Raw genomic sequence first — 18,191 nt, 5'->3', positions numbered from 1 at the left:
CGCCACCCGACTTCGCCAGCACCTTCGTGATCGCTGCCGTCAGCGACGTCTTGCCGTGATCCACGTGCCCGATCGTGCCGATGTTGCAGTGCGGCTTCGTCCGCTCGAACTTCGCCTTCGCCATGTTCGTATCTCTCTAAAAGATCGGGTTCTGTTACCAGCGGTAGTGGCTGAAAGCCTTGTTGGCTTCGGCCATCCGGTGCGTGTCTTCGCGCTTCTTGACGGCCGCGCCGCGGTTGTTCGCCGCGTCCAGCAGCTCGCCCGAAAGGCGCTCTTCCATGGTGCTCTCGCCGCGCTTGCGCGCGGACTCGATCAGCCAGCGGATCGCCAGGGCCTGGCGACGCTCGGCGCGAACCTCGACGGGCACCTGGTAGGTGGCACCGCCGACGCGGCGCGAACGCACCTCGACGGCCGGCTTCACGTTCTCCATGGCCTCGTGGAACACGGCGAGCGGCTCGGCATTGTTGCCGACGCGGCGCTTCACGGTGTCCATCGCGGCGTAGACGATGCCCTCGGCAGTGCTCTTCTTGCCGTCGTACATCAGCACGTTCATGAAACGGCTGAGGACGACGTCACCGAACTTCGGATCGGGCAGAACTTCGCGCTTCTCGGCGCTATGACGGCGAGACATCTGTCAGACCCTTACTTCGGACGCTTCGCGCCGTAGAGCGAACGGCGCTGGCGACGCTTGGCAATGCCCTGCGTATCCAGCACGCCGCGGAGGATGTGGTAGCGCACGCCCGGAAGATCCTTCACGCGGCCACCACGGATCAGGACCACGGAGTGCTCCTGAAGGTTATGCCCCTCACCGGGGATGTAGCTGACCACCTCGTAGCCATTGGTCAGACGAACCTTCGCGACCTTACGGAGCGCGGAGTTCGGCTTCTTCGGCGTGGTGGTGTAGACGCGAGTGCAAACGCCACGCTTCTGCGGGCAGCCCTGCAGCGCAGGAACCTTGTTGCGGCTCGGCTTCGGCTCGCGCCCCTGGGCGATGAGCTGGTTGATCGTCGGCATGACGCCCCTTCGTGAACCCGTCCCAGCGGCCGCCAGCCCTCGCCATGCGAGCGGGCCCGACAGAGCACGCTTCCGCGCACCCCTCGGGCCACCACCTCACCCCCGAACTTCGCCCCCCAGCACAGGGGCAGCCTCGGCGGCGCAGAGCTGTCGTCCAAGAACAACCTTCGAAGCCCCTAAGGGGCTCCGTTGAGGGGCGGACAGGTACCCCCCTGCCCCCCTCGAGTCAAGCAATAACCCCCGAAAAGCAGCAGGGCCGGAACCCGAAGGTTCCGGCCCTGCCATGCGTTCTGCGAGGTTGCCGAGCTTACTCGGCGGCCTCCTGCCCGGCTGCCGGCGGGAGGGCCGGAGTCGGCTGCGGGATGCGCCCCTTGTCGCGCTGCGCGGCGAGCGCGCGCAGGCGGTTCATGACGGAACCCGTGCCCGCGGGGATCAGGCGACCCACGATCACGTTCTCCTTCAGGCCGGCCAGGCTGTCGATCTTGCCGGCGACCGCGGCCTCCGTCAGCACCCGGGTCGTCTCCTGGAAGGAGGCGGCCGAGATGAAGGAGGTGGTCTGCAGGCTGGCCTTGGTGATGCCCTGCAGCACGGGCTCGCCGCGCGCCGGACGCTCCTTGGCCTGCAGCCGACGCTCGTTCTCGTCAGCGAACTCCAGCCGGTCCACCTGCTCACCCACCAGGTAGGTGGTGTCGCCGGGCTCGAGGATCTCGATCTTCTGCAGCATCTGGCGAACGATCACCTCGATGTGCTTGTCGTTGATCTTCACGCCCTGCAGTCGGTAGACGTCCTGGATCTCGTTGACGAGATAGTTCGCCAGCGCCTCCACACCCAGCACGCGCAGGATGTCGTGCGGCACGCGGGGGCCGTCCACCAGCGGATCGCCGGCCTTGACGTAGTCGCCCTCCTGCACCGAGACGTGCTTGCCCTTCGGCACGAGGTACTCGCGCTCGATCGGCGCCTCGCCCTCCGGCACGTCCATCTTCACGATGATCCGACGCTTGGCCTTGTAGTCCTTGCCGAACTCCACCCGCCCGTCGATGTCGCTGATGATGGCGGCATCCTTGGGCCGGCGCGCCTCGAACAGCTCCGCCACGCGCGGCAGACCGCCCGTGATGTCGCGGGTCTTCGAAGACTCACGCGGCAGGCGGGCGATCACGTCGCCAGCGTGCACCGTGGCGCCGTTGTCCACCGAAAGGATGGTGTCGGGGCTCAGGAAGTACCGGGCCTCGGCGCCGTTCGGCAGCTTCACCACGTTGCCCTTCTCGTCCTTCAGCAGCAGGCGCGGACGCAGGTCGGCCTTGGAGGCCGCCTTGTAGTCCACCACCACCTTGGACGAGAGGCCGGTGACCTCATCCTGGCGCTCCACCAGGGTGATGCCCTCGATCAGGTCGGCGTATTCCACCGAACCCGCGCGCTCCGTGATGATCGGCAGGGTGAAGGGGTCCCACTCCGCCAGCTTCTGGGCGCGCTGCACCGCGGCACCCTCGGACACCAGCATCCGCGAGCCGTAGGGCACGCGGAAGCGGGCACGCTCCCGCCCCTGCGCGTCCGACAGGACGATCTCGCAGTTACGGCTCATGACGATCGGGGCGCCCTGGCTGTTCTCGACGACGGACAGGTTCTCGATGCGAACCGTACCCTCGGTCGTGGCCTCCACCGCCGACTGCTCCGCCCCGCGCTGGGCGGCGCCGCCGATGTGGAAGGTGCGCATGGTCAGCTGCGTGCCCGGCTCACCGATGGACTGCGCGGCGATCACGCCCACGGCCTCACCGACGTTGACCGGCGTACCGCGCGCGAGGTCACGGCCGTAGCAGTGGCCGCACACGCCCGAACCCGCGTCGCAGGTCAGCACCGAGCGGATATAGACCTCCTCGACGCCCGCCTGCTCGATGCGATCGGCCAGGGCCTCCTCCACCAGCGTGTTGCGGGTGGCCAGGATCTCGCCCGTCTCGGGGTCGGCCACGTCGCGCTGGATGGTGCGGCCCAGGATACGCTCGCTCAGCGAGGACACGACCTCACCGCCGTCCATCACCGCGCGAACGGTGATGCCGCGCTCGGAACCGCAGTCGTTGACCAGGATGATGCAGTCCTGCGCCACGTCCACGAGACGACGCGTCAGGTAGCCCGAGTTCGCGGTCTTCAGGGCGGTGTCGGCCAGGCCCTTACGGGCACCGTGCGTGGAGTTGAAGTACTCCAGCACCGACAGGCCTTCCTTGAAGTTCGCGATGATCGGCTGCTCGATGATCTCGCCCGAGGGCTTGGCCATCAGGCCGCGCATGCCGGCCAGCTGGCGCATCTGCGCCGGCGACCCACGCGCACCGGAGTGGGACATCATCCAGACGGAGTTGGTGACCTTGCCAACCTCCTGGCGGGAGATCTCCTTCATCATCGCGCCCGCCACTTCCTCGGTGGCGCGCGACCAGGCGTCGACCACCTTGTTGTAGCGCTCGCCCGCGGTGATCAGGCCGTCGAGGTACTGCTGCTCGAACTCCTTCACCTCGTTCTTGGTGCGGTCGATCATCTCCCCCTTGGTGTCGGGGATCATCATGTCGTCCTTGCCGAACGAGATGCCCGCCTTGGCCGCGTTGCGGAAGCCAAGACCCATCAGCCGGTCGGCGAAGATCACGCTCTCCTTCTGACCGCAGTGACGGTACACCGCGTCGATCACGTCGGAGACGTTCTTCTTGGTCAGCTGCCGGTTCACCAGCGAGTAGGGCAGGTTCGGATGCAGCGGCATCAGCGCGCCGATCATCATCCGGCCCGGCGTGGTGACCACGCGCTCGTTGCGCACCTTGCCCTCGGCGTCCATGGTCTGACGGCGCGCCAGGATCTTGGTGTGCAGGGTGATGCTCTTGGCGGCCAGCGCCTGCTCCAGCTCACCCATCTCGGCGAAGACGGATGGGCCGGCCTTCACCAGCTGACCCTGGGCGTCGTACTCGGCCTTGTCCGGCGCCGCGCGGTATTCCGGCGTCTCCAGGCTCAGGTAGTAGATGCCGAGCACGATGTCCTGCGACGGCACGATGATCGGCTTGCCGTTCGCGGGGCTGAGGATGTTGTTGGTGGACATCATCAGCACGCGCGCTTCCAGCTGGGCCTCGAGGCTCAGCGGGACGTGCACGGCCATCTGGTCACCGTCGAAGTCCGCGTTGAAGGCGGTGCAGACCAGCGGGTGCAGCTGGATGGCCTTGCCCTCGACCAGCGTCGGCTCGAAGGCCTGGATGCCCAGGCGGTGCAGCGTCGGCGCCCGGTTCAGCATCACCGGGTGCTCGCGGATCACCTCCTCGAGGATGTCCCAGACCTCGGGACGCTCCTTCTCCACCATCCGCTTGGCGGCCTTAATGGTGGTGGCGTGGCCGTACTTCTCGAGCTTCGAGTAGATGAAGGGCTTGAACAGCTCCAGCGCCATCTTCTTCGGCAGGCCGCACTGGTGCAGCTTCAGCTCAGGCCCGACGACGATCACCGAACGGCCGGAATAGTCCACGCGCTTGCCGAGCAGGTTCTGCCGGAAGCGGCCCTGCTTGCCCTTCAGCATGTCGGACAGCGACTTCAGCGGGCGCTTGTTGGCACCCGTGATGGCGCGGCCGCGACGGCCGTTGTCGAACAGCGCGTCCACGGCCTCCTGCAGCATGCGCTTCTCGTTGCGCACGATGATGTCGGGCGCGCGCAGCTCGATCAGGCGCTTCAACCGGTTGTTGCGGTTGATGACGCGGCGGTAAAGGTCGTTCAGGTCAGAGGTCGCGAAGCGGCCGCCGTCCAGCGGCACCAGCGGGCGCAGCTCGGGCGGGATCACCGGCACCACGTCCAGGATCATCCACTCCGGACGCGCGCCGCCCTCGGCGAAAGCCTCGATCAGCTTCAGCCGCTTGACGTACTTCTTGCGCTTGGCCTCGGAGGAGGTCTCCTTCAGCTCGGCGCGAAGGGTCGTGCTCTCCTTGTCGAGGTCGATGCCGGTCAGCATCTGCTTGACCGCCTCGGCGCCGATGCCGACCGAGAAGGCGTCCTCGCCGAACTCGTCCTGCTTGGCCTGGAACTGGTCCTCGGTCAGCAGCTGGTGCAGCTTGAGGTCAGTCAGGCCGGGCTCGAGAACCACGTAGCTCTCGAAGTACAGGACCTTCTCCAGCTCCTTCAGCGACATGTCGACCATCAGGCCGACGCGCGAGGGCAGCGACTTCATGAACCAGATATGCGCGACCGGCGAGGCCAGCTCGATATGGCCCATACGCTCGCGGCGCACCTTGGCCAGCGTCACCTCGACGCCGCACTTCTCGCAGATGATGCCGCGGAACTTCATGCGCTTGTACTTGCCGCACAGGCACTCGTAGTCCTTGATCGGTCCGAAGATGCGGGCGCAGAACAGCCCGTCCCGCTCCGGCTTGAAGGTACGGTAGTTGATCGTCTCGGGCTTCTTGATCTCGCCATAGGACCAGGAGCGGATCTGCTCCGGCGAGGCGATCGTGATCTTGATCTGGTCGAAGCTCACGGCTTGGCCCGTCTGGCCAAGGATCTTCATCAGTTCGTTCATGGGCCTTCCTTCTCGTCCAGCCGGCGCAAAGTGGCGCGCCACGAAATCAGCGGCCGGCCCCGCTGGTGGGGGCCGGCGCGAAAGAATGAAATCAGTTGCCGCGGTTCTCGAGGTCCACGTTCAGGCCGAGGCTCTTCAGCTCCTTGGTCAGAACGTTGAAGCTCTCGGGGATGCCGGCCTCGAAGCTGTCCTGGTCGCGGACGATCGCCTCGTAAACCTTGGTGCGGCCGGACACGTCGTCCGACTTCACCGTCAGCATCTCCTGCAGCGTGTAGGCGGCGCCGTAGGCTTCCAGCGCCCAGACCTCCATCTCGCCGAAGCGCTGGCCACCGAACTGCGCCTTGCCGCCCAGCGGCTGCTGGGTAACGAGCGAGTAGGGGCCGATCGAGCGGGCGTGGATCTTGTCGTCCACCAGGTGGTGCAGCTTCAGCATGTAGATGTAGCCGACCGTGGTCTTGCGCTCGAACGGCTCGCCCGAGCGACCGTCGATCAGCTGCATCTGGCCCGAGCTCTCCAGCCCCGCCTTGCCCAGCATCGCCTCGATGTCGGAGATGCGGGCGCCGTCGAACACCGGCGTCGCGATCGGGATGCCCTTCGACAGGTTGTCGCCGAGCTCGATCAACTGATCCTCGCTCATGTCGACGACCTGCTCATCCACGATCTCGTCGCCGTAGACCTCGCGCAGCTTGTCCACCAGCGCGTCGCGGGCGGCACCGGCGCGGCGGTAGTCCTCGACGAGTTCGCCGACCTGACGGCCGAGGTTGGCGCAGGCCCAGCCCAGGTGCGTTTCCAGGATCTGACCGATGTTCATGCGCGAGGGCACGCCCAGCGGGTTCAGAACCAGGTCCACCGCGCGGCCGTCCTCGAGGAACGGCATGTCCTCGATCGGGACAACGCGGGAGACCACGCCCTTGTTGCCGTGACGGCCGGCCATCTTGTCGCCCGGCTGCAGCTTGCGCTTCACCGCCACGAAGACCTTGACCATCTTCATCACGCCCGGCGGCAGCTCGTCGCCACGCTGCAGCTTCTCGACCTTCGACTCGAAGCGCTTCTGCAGCCGGTCGACGGCACCGTCGAACTCGCGCTTCAGCGCCTCGATCTCGGCCATCGCCGCGTCGTCGGCCACGCCGATCTGGCGCCAGGTGGCCTTGTTGAACTCGTTCAACACCTCATCGGTGATGACCGTGCCCGACTTGATGGCCTTGAAGCCGCCCGACGCCTTGCGGTTCAGCAGGCGCTCGCGCAGGCGCGAGTGGAACGAACGCTCCTGGATGGCGCGCTCGTCGTCGCGGTCCTTGGCCAGGCGCTCGATCTCGGCGCGCTCGATCGCCATGGCGCGCTCGTCCTTGTCCACGCCGCGGCGAGAAAAGACGCGCACGTCCACGATCGTGCCGGACACGCCGGGCGGCAGGCGCAGAGAGGTGTCGCGAACGTCGGACGCCTTCTCGCCGAAGATGGCGCGAAGCAGCTTCTCTTCCGGCGTCATCGGGCTTTCGCCCTTCGGCGTCACCTTGCCGACCAGGATGTCGCCCGGGTTCACCTCGGCACCGATATAGACGATGCCGGCCTCGTCGAGGTTGCGCAGGGCCTCCTCGCCGACGTTGGGGATGTCGCGGGTGATCTCTTCCTGGCCGAGCTTCGTGTCACGGGCCATCACCTCGAACTCATCGATATGGATCGACGTGAACACGTCGTCCCGCGCGATGCGCTCGGAGATGAGGATCGAGTCCTCAAAGTTGTAGCCGTTCCAGGGCATGAAGGCGCACATGACGTTGCGGCCCAGCGCCAGCTCGCCCAGCTCGGTGGACGGGCCGTCGGCGATGATGTCGCCGCTCACCACGCGGTCACCCACCTTCACCAGCGGGCGCTGGTTGATGCAGGTGCTCTGGTTGGAGCGCTGGAACTTCCGCAGGCGGTAGATGTCCACGCCCTTGGTCGTGCCGTCCTCGGCGGAAGCGCGCACCACGATGCGCGAGCCGTCGATGCTGTCGATCACGCCGTCGCGGCGGGCCACGATGGTCGCGCCGGAGTCCCGCGCAACGGCGGCCTCCATGCCCGTGCCCACCAGCGGCGCGTCGGACTTCACCAGCGGCACGGCCTGCCGCATCATGTTGGAGCCCATCAGCGCGCGGTTGGCGTCGTCGTTCTCCAGGAACGGGATCAGCGCCGCGGCGACCGAGACCAGCTGCTTCGGCGACACGTCGATCGCCGTCACCTCTTCCGGCTTCACCAGGCGGAAGTCGCCCGACTGACGGACGCTCACCAGCTCGGAACGGAACTCGCCGCTCTCGCGGTCCACCTCGGCATCCGCCTGGGCGACCACGAGCTTTTCCTCTTCCATGGCGGAGAGGTAGCGCGGCTCACCCACGATCTTGCCGTCCTGCACCATCTGGTACGGCGTCTCGATGAAGCCGTACTTGTTGACCTTGGCGAAGGTGGCCAGCGAGTTGATCAGGCCGATGTTCGGGCCTTCCGGCGTCTCGATCGGGCAGATGCGGCCGTAGTGCGTCGGGTGGACGTCGCGCACCTCGAAGCCGGCGCGCTCACGCGTCAGACCGCCCGGGCCAAGCGCCGAAAGGCGACGCTTGTGCGTCACTTCCGACAGCGGGTTGGTCTGGTCCATGAACTGCGACAGCTGCGAGGAGCCGAAGAACTCGCGCACCGCGGCGGCGGCCGGCTTCGCGTTGATCAGGTCGTGCGGCATGACGGTGTCGATATCGACCGACCCCATGCGCTCCTTGATCGCGCGCTCCATGCGCAGCAGGCCGACGCGGTACTGGTTCTCCATCAGCTCGCCGACCGAACGCACCCGGCGGTTGCCGAGGTTGTCGATGTCGTCGATCTGGCCCTTGCCGTCCTTGAGCTCGAGCAGGGTCTTCACGGTCGCCAGGATGTCCTGCTTGCGCAGGGTCCGCAGCGTGTCCGGGGCCTCATCGAAGGAGAAGCCCAGGCGCATGTTCATCTTCACGCGGCCCACGGCCGACAGGTCGTAGCGCTCCGCATCGAAGAACAACCCGCGGAACAGCGCCTCGGCCGTTTCCGGCGTCGGCGGCTCACCCGGGCGCATGACGCGGTAGATGTCCATCAGCGCTTCGTCGCGGTTGGTGGCCTTGTCCACCGACAGCGTGTTGCGCATCCAGGGGCCGACCTGCTGGTCGATGGCGAGCGTCGGCAGCTTGTCGTAGCCGGCCTCCTCCATCGCGGCGAGGCGGGGCTCGGTGATCTCGTCGCCGGCTTCCGCGTGGATCTCGCCGGTGTTCATGTCGACGACGTCCTCGGCCATGAAGCGGCCCAGGAGCTCGGCGCGGGACACGAGCACCTCCTTGGTGCCCTCCTCCGCGATCTTGCGCGCCGCGCGCGGCGTCATCTTGGTGTCCTTGGCGGCCACGACCTTGCCGGTCTCGGCATCCACCAGGTCTTCCAGCAGCTTCACGCCGCGGAAGCCCTCGGTCACGAAGGGACGCGACCAGCCCTTGGGCCCTCGCGTGAACACGACCTTGCCGTAGAAGGTGCTCAGGATCTCCTCGGCATCCATGCCGCGGACCTCGGAGGGCTCCAGCGGGGCGCCGCGCTCGGCACGCAGCGTTTCCGTCGCCTCGCTGTCGAGGGCGTAGAGCAGCGTGGTCGCCGGCAGCTTGCGCTTGCGGTCGATGCGGACGTAGCAGATGTCCTTGGCGTCGAACTCGAAGTCGAGCCAGGAGCCGCGATAGGGGATCACGCGCGCGGCGAACAGGTACTTGCCGCTGGAGTGCGTCTTGCCCTTGTCGTGGTCAAAGAACACACCGGGCGAGCGGTGCATCTGCGACACGATCACGCGCTCGGTGCCGTTGATGATGAAGGTGCCGTTGTCCGTCATCAGGGGCATGTCGCCCATGTAGACGTCCTGCTCCTTGATGTCGCGGACCGAGCGGGAGCCGGTGTCCTCGTCGATGTCCCAGACGATCAGGCGCAGGCGCACCTTCAGCGGCGCGGCATAGGTCAGGCCGCGCTGCATGCACTCGTCAGTGTCGTACTTCGGCTCCTCGAGCTCGTACTGCACGAACTCCAGGCGACCGCGACCGGCGAAATCATCGATCGGGAAAACGGACTTGAACACTTCCTGCAGGCCGGCCTGGGCCCGCACATCCGGGTCCACGCCCATCTGCAGGAACCCCTCGTAGGAGGCCCGCTGCACGTCGATCAGATTCGGCATCGGCGCCACTTCGGGCAGACGCCCGAAGGACTTGCGGATGCGCTTCCGGCCAGTAAGTCCCTTGCCCCCGAACGACTTCGCGATAGCGTTCATGCGCGCCCTGCTTCCTTCTATCTCCGGCCCCCGACACCGCGTCGCCGCGGCGGAAGGGGCCAGGGGTGCACCACACCAAGTGCCCCGCATTTGCCGGGACCAGCCTCCGAAGGCTGGTCCGGGAAAACGCAGGCAGGGGCGGAACTCCGACTGTTTTCGGAATTCCACCCCAACCGCTCAACTCTTCAACCCGCCCCGGACCTTAGCAGGGCCCGGGATGGGAGAACCAAGTAAGGTCTTACTTGACCTCAACCTTGGCGCCGTTCTCCTCGAGGACCTTCTTGATCTTCTCGGCCTCGTCCTTGGAAGCGGCTTCCTTGATGACCTTCGGAGCGCCCTCGACCAGGTCCTTGGCTTCCTTCAGGCCCAGGCCGGTGATCGTGCGGATCTCCTTGATCACGTTGATCTTCTTGTCGCCGGCCGAGGCCAGCGTCACGGTGAACTCGGTCTGCTCCTCGGCGGGGGCAGCAGCGGCGCCACCGGCGGCCGGCGCGGCGGCAACGGCCACCGGCGCGGCGGCGGAAACGCCCCACTTCTCTTCGAGCATCTTGGAGAGCTCGGCGGCTTCGAGAACCGTGAGGGTCGACAGCTCGTCGACGAGCTTGGCGAGATCAGCCATTTTCGTATGTCCTTCGATCTAGTGGCTTGGCTTGGTCTTTGCAAGGCCCACCCGGAACCGGGGTGGGCCGTAGGCGTCAGGCGGCTTCCGCCTCGTCCTTCTTGGCGTACGCCCCGAACACCCGCGCCAACTGCCCGGCCGGAGCCTGCAGCACGCCAGCGATACGCGTCGCCGGGGTCTGAAGCAGACCCACGAGCTGCGCACGCAGCGTTTCCAGGGACGGCAGCTCGGCCAGCGCCCGGACCCCGTCGAGGGCCAGGGTCTGGGTGCCGAGGGCACCGCCCAGGATCACGAACTTCTCGTTCGTCTTGGCGAACTCCACGGCGGTCTTCGCCACGGCCACCGGATCCTTCGACCACGCGAGCGCGGTCGGACCCTTCAGCAGCGGCGAGATGCCCTGGAAGCGGGTGCCGTCGAGGGCGAGGCTGGCGAGGCGGTTCTTCGCGACCTTGTAGGTCGCGCCCGCGCCACGCATGCGACGCCGAAGGTCGCTCACCTCGGCCACGGTCATGCCCTTGTTCTGGGCGACCAGGACGAAGGAGGTCTCGGCGAACACGCCGGCGAGGGTCGCGACGAACTCGCGCTTCTCCGTACGGTCCAACTCCGTCTCCAAACGGTAGCCAGGAGCCTGATGGAGGGGCCCTGGCGGTTCACGCGAGGGTGCGGCGGATGCCACACCCCCTTCGCCTGCCAGTAAGCCGGAAAGCCAAGAGCCGAAGGACCCCGGGACCGAAGCCCCGGGCTGCAAATCATCTCTGGCGCCCCGTCTACCGCTGGCGTGGCCGCAGCCACATCAAAGCCCCGGATCGGGCTACCCACGGTTTCCGACAGGTTCGGACGGGGCCCACGGGCCCCCTCCTGTCCACCCTTCCAGCGACGGAAGGGCGTATGCGGTTCTCGCTTAGGCCGAGGCCAGCGAGGCGACGTCGACCTTCAGGCCCGGGCCCATGGAGGAGCTCAGGGCGACCTTCTTCACGTAGGTCCCCTTGGCGCCGGTCGGGCGGGCCTTCTGGATGGCGTCGATGAAGGCGCGCGCGTTCTCGAGCAGCTGCTGCTCACCGAACGAGGCCTTGCCGATGCCGGCATGGACGATGCCGGCCTTCTCGGCGCGGAACTCCACCTGGCCTGCCTTGGCGGCGGTCACGGCGCCACGGACGTCCATGGTCACGGTGCCGAGCTTGGGGTTCGGCATCAGGCCGCGCGGGCCCAGGATCTTACCGAGGCGGCCCACCAGCGCCATCATGTCCGGCGTGGCGATGCAGCGGTCGAACTCGATCTTGCCGTCCTGCACCATCTGGGCGAGGTCGTCGGCGCCCACCACGTCGGCGCCGGCAGCCTGCGCTTCCTCGGCCTTGGCCCCGCGGGCGAAGACGCCCACGCGCACCGTCTTGCCGGTGCCGTTGGGCAGGCCCACCACGCCGCGGACCATCTGGTCGGCGTGACGCGGGTCGATGCCCAGGTTCATCGAGATCTCGACGGTCTCGTCGAACTTCGCGGTGGCGTTCGCCTTGGCGAGGCGGATCGCCTCGTCCAGCGCGTAGCTCTGCTCGAGGTTCAGGCCCTCAACGAGCTTCTTCAGACGCTTGCCGGCCATCGGATCAGCCCTCCACCACGGTCATGCCCATGGAACGGGCGGACCCGGCGAGCATGCGCACGGCGGCCTCCACGTCCTGGCAGTTCATGTCCTTCATCTTCACGGCCGCGATCTCGCGCAGCTGCGTCTTGGTCACGCGACCCACCGCGGCACCCTTGCCCGGGGTCTGCGTGCCCTTGTCGATCTTGGCCGCCTTCAACAGGAAGTAGGTGTTGGGCGGGGTCTTCGTGATGAAGGAAAAGGAGCGGTCCGAGAACGCCGTGATGACGACCGGCGTCGGCGTGCCGGGCTCCATGCCCTGCGTCGCCGCGTTGAACTCCTTCACGAACTGCATGATGTTCAGGCCGCGCTGACCCAGCGCGGGACCAACCGGCGGCGAGGGATTCGCCTTGCCGGCCGGGATCTGCAGCTTGATGTAGCCGACGATCTTCTTCGCCATGATTCTTTCCCCAAGAAACCGGGGCGCGCGGTCAGACGGCCCGCGAAAACGAGCCTCCCGCGTCCGTCGGTGCGAGTGAGGGGCGGCGTCTACACCCCCGGGCTGCCGCTGTCCACACCGAAAGCCCGCGCAGGACGCAGAACAGGCCGGCGGCGGCCTTCGCGCGCGTCGGACGGGCCGGGCCGGTCACGCCCCCCGTCTTCGTAGGGCTGCCAGCGGCGGCGCCGTTCCTCCAGCCTTTCCTTCCGGCGCTACTCGCCCGGCAGTTCGAAGTCGGCCGCGATGCGCAGGTCGCGCAGCGGGCGGACGCGGCGGATGGACTCCTCGTAGATCGGGTGCGCCTTGTAGGCGGCCAGCGCCGCCTCGTCGGGAAACTCGCCGTAGACCACCACGTCCACCTCGTTGGCGATCTGATCGCGCTTGCCGTTGAACACGACCTCGAGCCGCGTGGCGTGAGGGTTGGCCTTCAACAGCGACAGGCCGGCCAGGACCTCGTCCCGGTCCTCGGGACGCGCGGCGCGGAAGAACACGACGTGGCGGATCATGGGACCTCGTTGGGTTGGGCGGTGGTCAGACCGGCCCCTTCTCCCCGCGGATCACCGGATGAACAAGATGGTGGTGTCGCGCCCGGCTCGCCAGCGCCCGCCGCGCCAGGAACCAGCAGGCGGTGCTGACCACCGCGCCGAGCAGGAGGCCGCCCAGCAGGGCATCCTCGGCCCCGGGCAGGATCTCGAGGACCCAGTGCGGCAGCCAGGCCGGCGGATGCGCCGGCACCCAGCGGCGATGCGGCGGCAGGAACAGCCGCCCGATCGCGAGTTCCGTCGGCACCAGCACGGCATGCGTCAGGGGATTGCCCAGCAGGAGGCAGGCGGCCCCCGCGGCGGTGAAGCTGCCCCGCAGCAGCAGGGCCACCAGGGCCGCGAGAACCAGGTGAAGGCCGAAGGCCGGCATCATGGCGGCGAAGGCGCCGGCCGCGATGCCGCGGGCCACCCGCCCCTGCCCGCCCGGCGTGTCGAGCAGGCGCTCCCACCCTTCCCCCAGCGCCCTGCGGGCCGCGGCGAGGCGCCCGCGCAGGGTCACCGGCTCAGCACCCCGCCGGCTGGGACGCGGCGGCCACGGTCAGGCGGCGCGGCTGATGGCATTGCCGCCCAGCATGCCCTGGGTCGCGAGCAGCTCCCGATAGATGCCGGGGCGGTGTGCCAGGATCGCCGGCGCGCCGTCGTCCACCACCTGCCCCTCGTCCATCACGACGATGCGGTCGAAGCCCTGCAGCGTGGCGAGGCGGTGCGCCACGGCGATCACGGTGCGCCCCTGCATCAGGCGCTCCAGCGCCGTCTGCACCGCCACCTCGGATTCGCTGTCGAGCGCGCTGGTGGCCTCGTCGAGCAGCAGGATCGGTGCGTCCTTCAGCAGCGCGCGGGCGATGGCCAGCCGCTGGCGCTGACCGCCCGACAGGCGCACGCCGCGCTGGCCGACCTCGGTGTTCCAGCCGTCGGGCATCGCCTCGATGAAGTCGCGGCAGCTCGCAGCCTCGGCGGCGGCCATGACCTCGTCGTCGGTGGCATCGGGGCGGCCGTAGCGGATGTTCTCCAGCACCGAGCGCTGGAACAAGGCGACCTCCTGCGGCACCACGGCGATGGCTTCCGCGAGGCTCTGGCCGGTGACGCCCGCAATCTCCTGCCCGTCGATGGTGATGCGGCCGGTCTGGGCGACCGAGAAGCGCTGGAGCAGCGCCAGGACGGTGGACTTGCCGGCGCCCGAGCGGCCCACCAGCCCGACCTTCTCGCCCGCGCGGATGTCGAGGTCGAAACCGCGCAGCACCGGGCCGCGGCCGGGATAGGAGAAGCGCACGTCGTTGAAGCTGACGCGGCCGCCGCGCACGGTCAGGGGCTGGGCGCCCTCCACGTCCGGCAGCGCGTGCGGCACCAGCAGGGTGGACAGCGCCTCGCTCAGCCGGGCGATGTGCTGGGTCATCTCCACCAGCGCCACCGCGAGGTCGCGCGTGCCGTGGAGGATGGTGAAGCCCAGGGCACAGATCATCACCACGTCGCCGGTGCTGGCGCGGCCGGCCTCCCACAGCATCAGCGACCAGCCCAGCAGCGCCACGGTCAGCGCCACCGTGGCGACCGCGTGCAGCAGGCGCAGCTTCTCGATGTAGCGGAGGCTGTCGCGGCGGGCGTTGACCTCGCCCTGGATGCGATCGGCGAAGCGCAGGCGCTCCCGCCGCACGGCCCCGAAAGCGCGCACGAGGCTGATGTTGGACACCACGTCCACCAGCTCCCCATCCACCGCGGCGGCCTGGCCGGCGTAGTCCATGTGCAGCGGCCGCCCCTTGGCGGCCATGCGGGTGAGCATCCCGGCCATGGCGGCCGAGAGCGCCACCAGCACCAGCGCCATCACCGGATCGACGCTGCCCAGCAGGGCGATCGAGAAGATCACCGCGATGGTGGGCGGCAGGGTGTTCCAGGTGAAGGTGGACAGCACCGTCCAGGCGGCGTTGGCGGTGGCGGTGACGCGGCTGGCGAGCAGGCCCGGCGACTGGTCCACGAAGTAGTCGGGCGCGTGGCCCGACAGGTGGGCGAAGAGGTCGCGCCGCAGGTCCCCGGTCACGCCGGTGAAGGTGGTGGTGGAAATCCAGCCGCCCACCCGCCAAAGGAGGTTGTCGGCGGCGATCACCAGGCTCAGCACCGCCAGCGCGATCCACACCGCGGTCATGGCGCCGGGGCCGGCGGACAGCACGTCCACCAGCCGCTTCATGGCGTACTGCGTGCCGACCGAGCAGCCGACCGCCACCACCACCGACAGCAGGATGGCGGAATGGGCCAGCCCACGCTGGCGAATGTAGCGGAACAGAAAGCCCAGGGGGTGCTTGCGATAGCGCAGGAGGCCATCGGTATGCGCGAGGTCCTCCCTGTCCTCGAGGGCGGCCCTTCGGTCAAAAGCGTGTCGGAGATCGGCCATACAGCCTCCCGTCCCGTTGCGGATCACGAAAACCGCCGTTTCAGAGCGTCCCCAGCCATCATCACCGGGGCCTTCTGCGTGGCCCTCCGTGGAACAATCACCATGACCGGAACTACAACGCCGAGATGAGCGCCGGTTTCTGGCGGAGTTTTGGTAACGCTGCCCCAATGCCGTCACAGTTGAGTTGTTGGTCTGGGATGCCGAGGACCTGCAAGGCTGCAGAAGACGGGTCCCGATCGAGGGACAGGACAAGCGACTGACAGCGGAAAGGAATGCCACCGGCATGCGCATCGCCCAGATTGCCCCCCTCTACGAAGCCGTCCCGCCGCTGCGCTACGGCGGCACGGAACGGGTCGTATCCTTCCTGACGGAGGAACTGGTGGACATGGGCCATCAGGTGACCCTCTTCGCCAGCGGGGATTCCGTGACCAAGGCGGAGCTCGCGGCCATGCGGCCACAGGCCATCCGGCTGGACCCCACCGTGCGCGACGCCCTGGCTCCGCAATTCGTGACCCTGCACGAGGTGATGCGGCGTGCCGACGAGTTCGACGTCCTGCATTTCCACCTCGACTACCTGTCCTTTCCGCTGTTCACCGGTCTGGGTCTGCCCTGGGTGACGACGCTGCACGGCCGGCTCGACCTGCCGGAGCTGGGGCCGGTATTCGACTGCTATTCCCAGGCGCCGGTGGTCTCGATCTCGGACTCCCAGCGCCTGCCGCTGCCTCAGGCCAACTGGGCCGGAACGGTTCATCACGGGCTGCCGCGGGATCTCCTGACACCCCGCGACGTGGAGCCCGGCTACCTGGCCTTCCTGGGGCGTATCTCGCCGGAAAAGCGCCCCGACCGCGCGATCCGCATCGCCGCCGCCGCCGGGATGCCGCTGCGGATCGCGGCCAAGGTGGACAAGGCCGACGCGGACTACTTCGCGCGCGAGATCGAGCCGCTGCTGAGCCAGGCGCACGTGGAGTTCGTGGGCGAGATTTCCGACCGCGAGAAGCCGGACTTCCTGTCGGGCGCCAAGGCGCTGCTGGTGCCGATCGACTGGCCCGAGCCCTTCGGGCTGGTGATGATCGAGGCCATGGCCTGCGGCACGCCGGTGATCGCCTACCGCCACGGCTCGGTGCCCGAGGTCATCGAGGACGGGCTGACCGGCTTCATCGTCGAGGACGAGGCGGAGGCCGTCGCCGCCCTGGGGCGGCTGGCGGAACTGTCGCGGCCGCGCATCCGGGCGCGCTTCGAGGAACGCTTCACGGCCCGGCGCATGGCCTCGGACTACGTCGCGCTCTATGAGACGCTGATCCAGAAGCGCAGGCCGAAGCTGCGCGCCGTCTGATCAGGGGCGCCCGGGTCGCCGGCCCGGGACACGCCTCCGGGCGGAACGGCCATCCGGACATGAAAAAGCCGCCCAACCGTTTCCGGTGGGCGGCTCGCGAGACCCTGGCGGGAAAGGCCGGATCAGACCTTCTCGACCTGCCCGTATTCCAGTTCGACCGGCGTGGCGCGGCCGAAGATCGAGACCGAAACCTTCACGCGGCCGCGCTCCTCGTCGACCTCTTCCACCGTGCCGTTGAAGCTGGTGAAGGGGCCGTCGGCCACGCGGATCTGCTCGCCCACCTCGTAGGTGATCGAGGGACGGCGCGGCTTGTCCACGGTCTCCTGCACCTGCTTGAGCATCCGCTGCGCCTCGGACTCGGGGATCGAGGCGGGCTTGTTGCGGGCACCCAGGAAGCCGGTGACCTTGGGAGTGTCCTTCACGAGGTGCCAGGCCTCGTCGGTCATCTCCATCTTCACCAGCACGTAGCCGGGGAAGAACTTGCGCTCGGCATTGACCTTCTGCCCGCGCCGGACCTCGACCACTTCCTCGGCCGGAACCAGGACCTCATCGAACAGGTGCTCGAGGCCCTTCTGGACGGACTGCTCCTTGATCGCCTGGGCGATCTTCTTCTCGAAGCCCGAATAAACGTGAACGACGTACCACTTCTTGCCGGCCATGACCGTATCTCCCGCCTTGCGCTCAGCCGAAACCGAACAGCTGGCTCATGCCGAGCTGGATGATCTGATCGACCACGAGGAAGAAGATCGCCGCGAGGGCGGAGAGACCAAGCACCAGTCCGGTGGTGATCAGCGTTTCCTTGCGCGATGGCCAGGTCACGCGGCCCAACTCGTGACGGACGTCACGGAAGTACTGGACGGGGTTCCAACTGGCCACTTGCCGGCCTCTCTCCAAGGCTTCGCGGGCGGTGGCGAAGCCCCGCCGGGGCGCCGGCATCGCCCGCGGGTCAATCAGGGAACACGGTGGCAGGGGCGGAGGGTCTCGAACTCTCAACCTCCGGTTTTGGAGACCGGCGCTCTAGCCAATTGAGCTACGCCCCTGCAGGGCCGTGTGAGGCGGGTCTATAAGCGAGGCCGCCGGCGCTGTCGAGAGGGGTCGGACCCGCAGTTTTGCGGCCGCAACGAGGCGACGCCGTGATCCGTGCCTGGCGCCCGGCCACCGGGCCCGGATCACGGGGCAAGGCGTCAGGGGCACGGCGTCAGGGGCACGGCGTCAGGGGCACGGAACCGCCGGGCACAAAAAAGGCGGGGCGCCCGAAGACGCCCCGCCCCGTCACGGATGCCCCGAAGGGGCGCCGCTTACTTCTCGATGCTGGCGACGACGCCCGCACCCACGGTGCGGCCACCCTCGCGGATGGCGAAGCGCAGGCCCTGGTCCATGGCGATCGGCGCGATCAGCTCCACGTCCATCGCCACGTTGTCGCC

The 18,191-nt window shown here is 68.0% G+C and carries 16 protein-coding genes and 1 tRNA gene; 1 reads left to right on the top strand and 16 read right to left on the bottom strand.

The window, feature by feature from the left end:
- The 12 genes from ACFFGY_RS22040 to ACFFGY_RS21985 form a co-directional block, all read right to left on the bottom strand.
- Positions 1–124, bottom strand: a 124-nt coding sequence (locus ACFFGY_RS22040; RefSeq protein WP_377045554.1) for a GTP-binding protein, incomplete at its 3' end; no start/stop codon positions are given.
- 30 nt (positions 125–154) lie between these two features.
- Entirely contained in the window at positions 155–631 is a 477-nt protein-coding gene (gene rpsG, locus ACFFGY_RS22035; protein WP_377046692.1) for a 30S ribosomal protein S7, read from the bottom strand.
- A gap of 11 nt (positions 632–642) precedes the next feature.
- Complete coding sequence (gene rpsL, locus ACFFGY_RS22030) at positions 643–1,014, bottom strand: 30S ribosomal protein S12 (protein WP_019462398.1); 372 nt, start codon at positions 1,012–1,014, stop codon at positions 643–645.
- Positions 1,015–1,321: 307 nt separating this feature from the next.
- Positions 1,322–5,536 carry a DNA-directed RNA polymerase subunit beta' gene (gene rpoC, locus ACFFGY_RS22025; RefSeq protein WP_377046691.1) on the bottom strand — a complete coding sequence of 1,405 codons (4,215 nt, stop codon included), beginning with the start codon at positions 5,534–5,536 and terminating at the stop codon, positions 1,322–1,324.
- Between the two features lie 91 nt (positions 5,537–5,627).
- Positions 5,628–9,821 carry a DNA-directed RNA polymerase subunit beta gene (gene rpoB / locus ACFFGY_RS22020; protein ID WP_377046690.1) on the bottom strand — a complete coding sequence of 1,398 codons (4,194 nt, stop codon included), beginning with the start codon at positions 9,819–9,821 and terminating at the stop codon, positions 5,628–5,630.
- 238 nt (positions 9,822–10,059) lie between these two features.
- Complete coding sequence (gene rplL, locus ACFFGY_RS22015) at positions 10,060–10,440, bottom strand: 50S ribosomal protein L7/L12 (RefSeq protein WP_019462395.1); 381 nt, start codon at positions 10,438–10,440, stop codon at positions 10,060–10,062.
- Positions 10,441–10,516: 76 nt separating this feature from the next.
- Entirely contained in the window at positions 10,517–11,041 is a 525-nt protein-coding gene (gene rplJ / locus ACFFGY_RS22010) for a 50S ribosomal protein L10 (RefSeq protein WP_377046689.1), read from the bottom strand.
- A gap of 300 nt (positions 11,042–11,341) precedes the next feature.
- On the bottom strand, positions 11,342–12,034 hold the full coding sequence (gene rplA, locus ACFFGY_RS22005; protein ID WP_377046688.1) for a 50S ribosomal protein L1: 693 nt from the start codon (positions 12,032–12,034) through the stop codon (positions 11,342–11,344).
- Positions 12,035–12,038: 4 nt separating this feature from the next.
- Positions 12,039–12,473, bottom strand: a complete 435-nt coding sequence (gene rplK, locus ACFFGY_RS22000; protein WP_377046687.1) for a 50S ribosomal protein L11 — start codon at positions 12,471–12,473, stop codon at positions 12,039–12,041.
- A gap of 251 nt (positions 12,474–12,724) precedes the next feature.
- Complete coding sequence (locus ACFFGY_RS21995; RefSeq protein WP_377046686.1) at positions 12,725–13,018, bottom strand: Dabb family protein; 294 nt, start codon at positions 13,016–13,018, stop codon at positions 12,725–12,727.
- A 25-nt stretch (positions 13,019–13,043) separates the two neighbouring features.
- Positions 13,044–13,553, bottom strand: a complete 510-nt coding sequence (locus tag ACFFGY_RS21990) for a DUF2062 domain-containing protein (RefSeq protein ID WP_377046685.1) — start codon at positions 13,551–13,553, stop codon at positions 13,044–13,046.
- A 39-nt stretch (positions 13,554–13,592) separates the two neighbouring features.
- A complete protein-coding gene (locus ACFFGY_RS21985) occupies positions 13,593–15,434 on the bottom strand; it encodes an ABC transporter ATP-binding protein (protein ID WP_377046684.1) in 1,842 nt (613 codons plus the stop codon).
- Positions 15,435–15,717: 283 nt separating this feature from the next.
- Between ACFFGY_RS21985 and ACFFGY_RS21980 the strand changes: the two genes are divergently transcribed.
- Entirely contained in the window at positions 15,718–16,767 is a 1,050-nt protein-coding gene (locus ACFFGY_RS21980) for a glycosyltransferase family 4 protein (RefSeq protein ID WP_377046683.1), read from the top strand.
- A gap of 122 nt (positions 16,768–16,889) precedes the next feature.
- Here the strand turns inward: ACFFGY_RS21980 and nusG are convergent, their stop codons facing one another.
- The 4 genes from nusG to ACFFGY_RS21960 form a co-directional block, all read right to left on the bottom strand.
- On the bottom strand, positions 16,890–17,426 hold the full coding sequence (gene nusG / locus ACFFGY_RS21975) for a transcription termination/antitermination protein NusG (protein ID WP_377046682.1): 537 nt from the start codon (positions 17,424–17,426) through the stop codon (positions 16,890–16,892).
- A gap of 22 nt (positions 17,427–17,448) precedes the next feature.
- Positions 17,449–17,643 carry a preprotein translocase subunit SecE gene (gene secE / locus ACFFGY_RS21970; RefSeq protein ID WP_377046681.1) on the bottom strand — a complete coding sequence of 65 codons (195 nt, stop codon included), beginning with the start codon at positions 17,641–17,643 and terminating at the stop codon, positions 17,449–17,451.
- A gap of 87 nt (positions 17,644–17,730) precedes the next feature.
- A tRNA-Trp gene (locus ACFFGY_RS21965) sits at positions 17,731–17,807 on the bottom strand.
- 258 nt (positions 17,808–18,065) lie between these two features.
- Positions 18,066–18,191: EF-Tu C-terminal domain-related protein (locus ACFFGY_RS21960; protein ID WP_456316167.1), on the bottom strand; the 126-nt coding region annotated here is incomplete at its 5' end.

It is taken from the genome of Roseomonas elaeocarpi (genome assembly GCF_042433915.1).
Classification (GTDB): domain Bacteria; phylum Pseudomonadota; class Alphaproteobacteria; order Acetobacterales; family Acetobacteraceae; genus Roseomonas; species Roseomonas elaeocarpi.
This window is presented reverse-complemented; position numbering and strand designations above follow the sequence as displayed.

Excerpts from the sequence above, each read along its gene's own strand:
- rpsG (WP_377046692.1), bottom strand. The coding sequence starts at position 631 with ATGTCTCGCCGTCATAGCGCCGAGAAGCGCGAAGTTCTGCCCGATCCG.
- rpsL (WP_019462398.1), bottom strand. The coding sequence starts at position 1,014 with ATGCCGACGATCAACCAGCTCATCGCCCAGGGGCGCGAGCCGAAGCCG.
- rpoC (WP_377046691.1), bottom strand. The coding sequence starts at position 5,536 with ATGAACGAACTGATGAAGATCCTTGGCCAGACGGGCCAAGCCGTGAGC.
- rpoB (WP_377046690.1), bottom strand. The coding sequence starts at position 9,821 with ATGAACGCTATCGCGAAGTCGTTCGGGGGCAAGGGACTTACTGGCCGG.
- rplL (WP_019462395.1), bottom strand. The coding sequence starts at position 10,440 with ATGGCTGATCTCGCCAAGCTCGTCGACGAGCTGTCGACCCTCACGGTT.
- rplA (WP_377046688.1), bottom strand. The coding sequence starts at position 12,034 with ATGGCCGGCAAGCGTCTGAAGAAGCTCGTTGAGGGCCTGAACCTCGAG.
- rplK (WP_377046687.1), bottom strand. The coding sequence starts at position 12,473 with ATGGCGAAGAAGATCGTCGGCTACATCAAGCTGCAGATCCCGGCCGGC.
- ACFFGY_RS21995 (WP_377046686.1), bottom strand. The coding sequence starts at position 13,018 with ATGATCCGCCACGTCGTGTTCTTCCGCGCCGCGCGTCCCGAGGACCGG.
- ACFFGY_RS21985 (WP_377046684.1), bottom strand. The coding sequence starts at position 15,434 with ATGGCCGATCTCCGACACGCTTTTGACCGAAGGGCCGCCCTCGAGGAC.
- ACFFGY_RS21980 (WP_377046683.1), top strand. The coding sequence starts at position 15,718 with ATGCGCATCGCCCAGATTGCCCCCCTCTACGAAGCCGTCCCGCCGCTG.
- nusG (WP_377046682.1), bottom strand. The coding sequence starts at position 17,426 with ATGGCCGGCAAGAAGTGGTACGTCGTTCACGTTTATTCGGGCTTCGAG.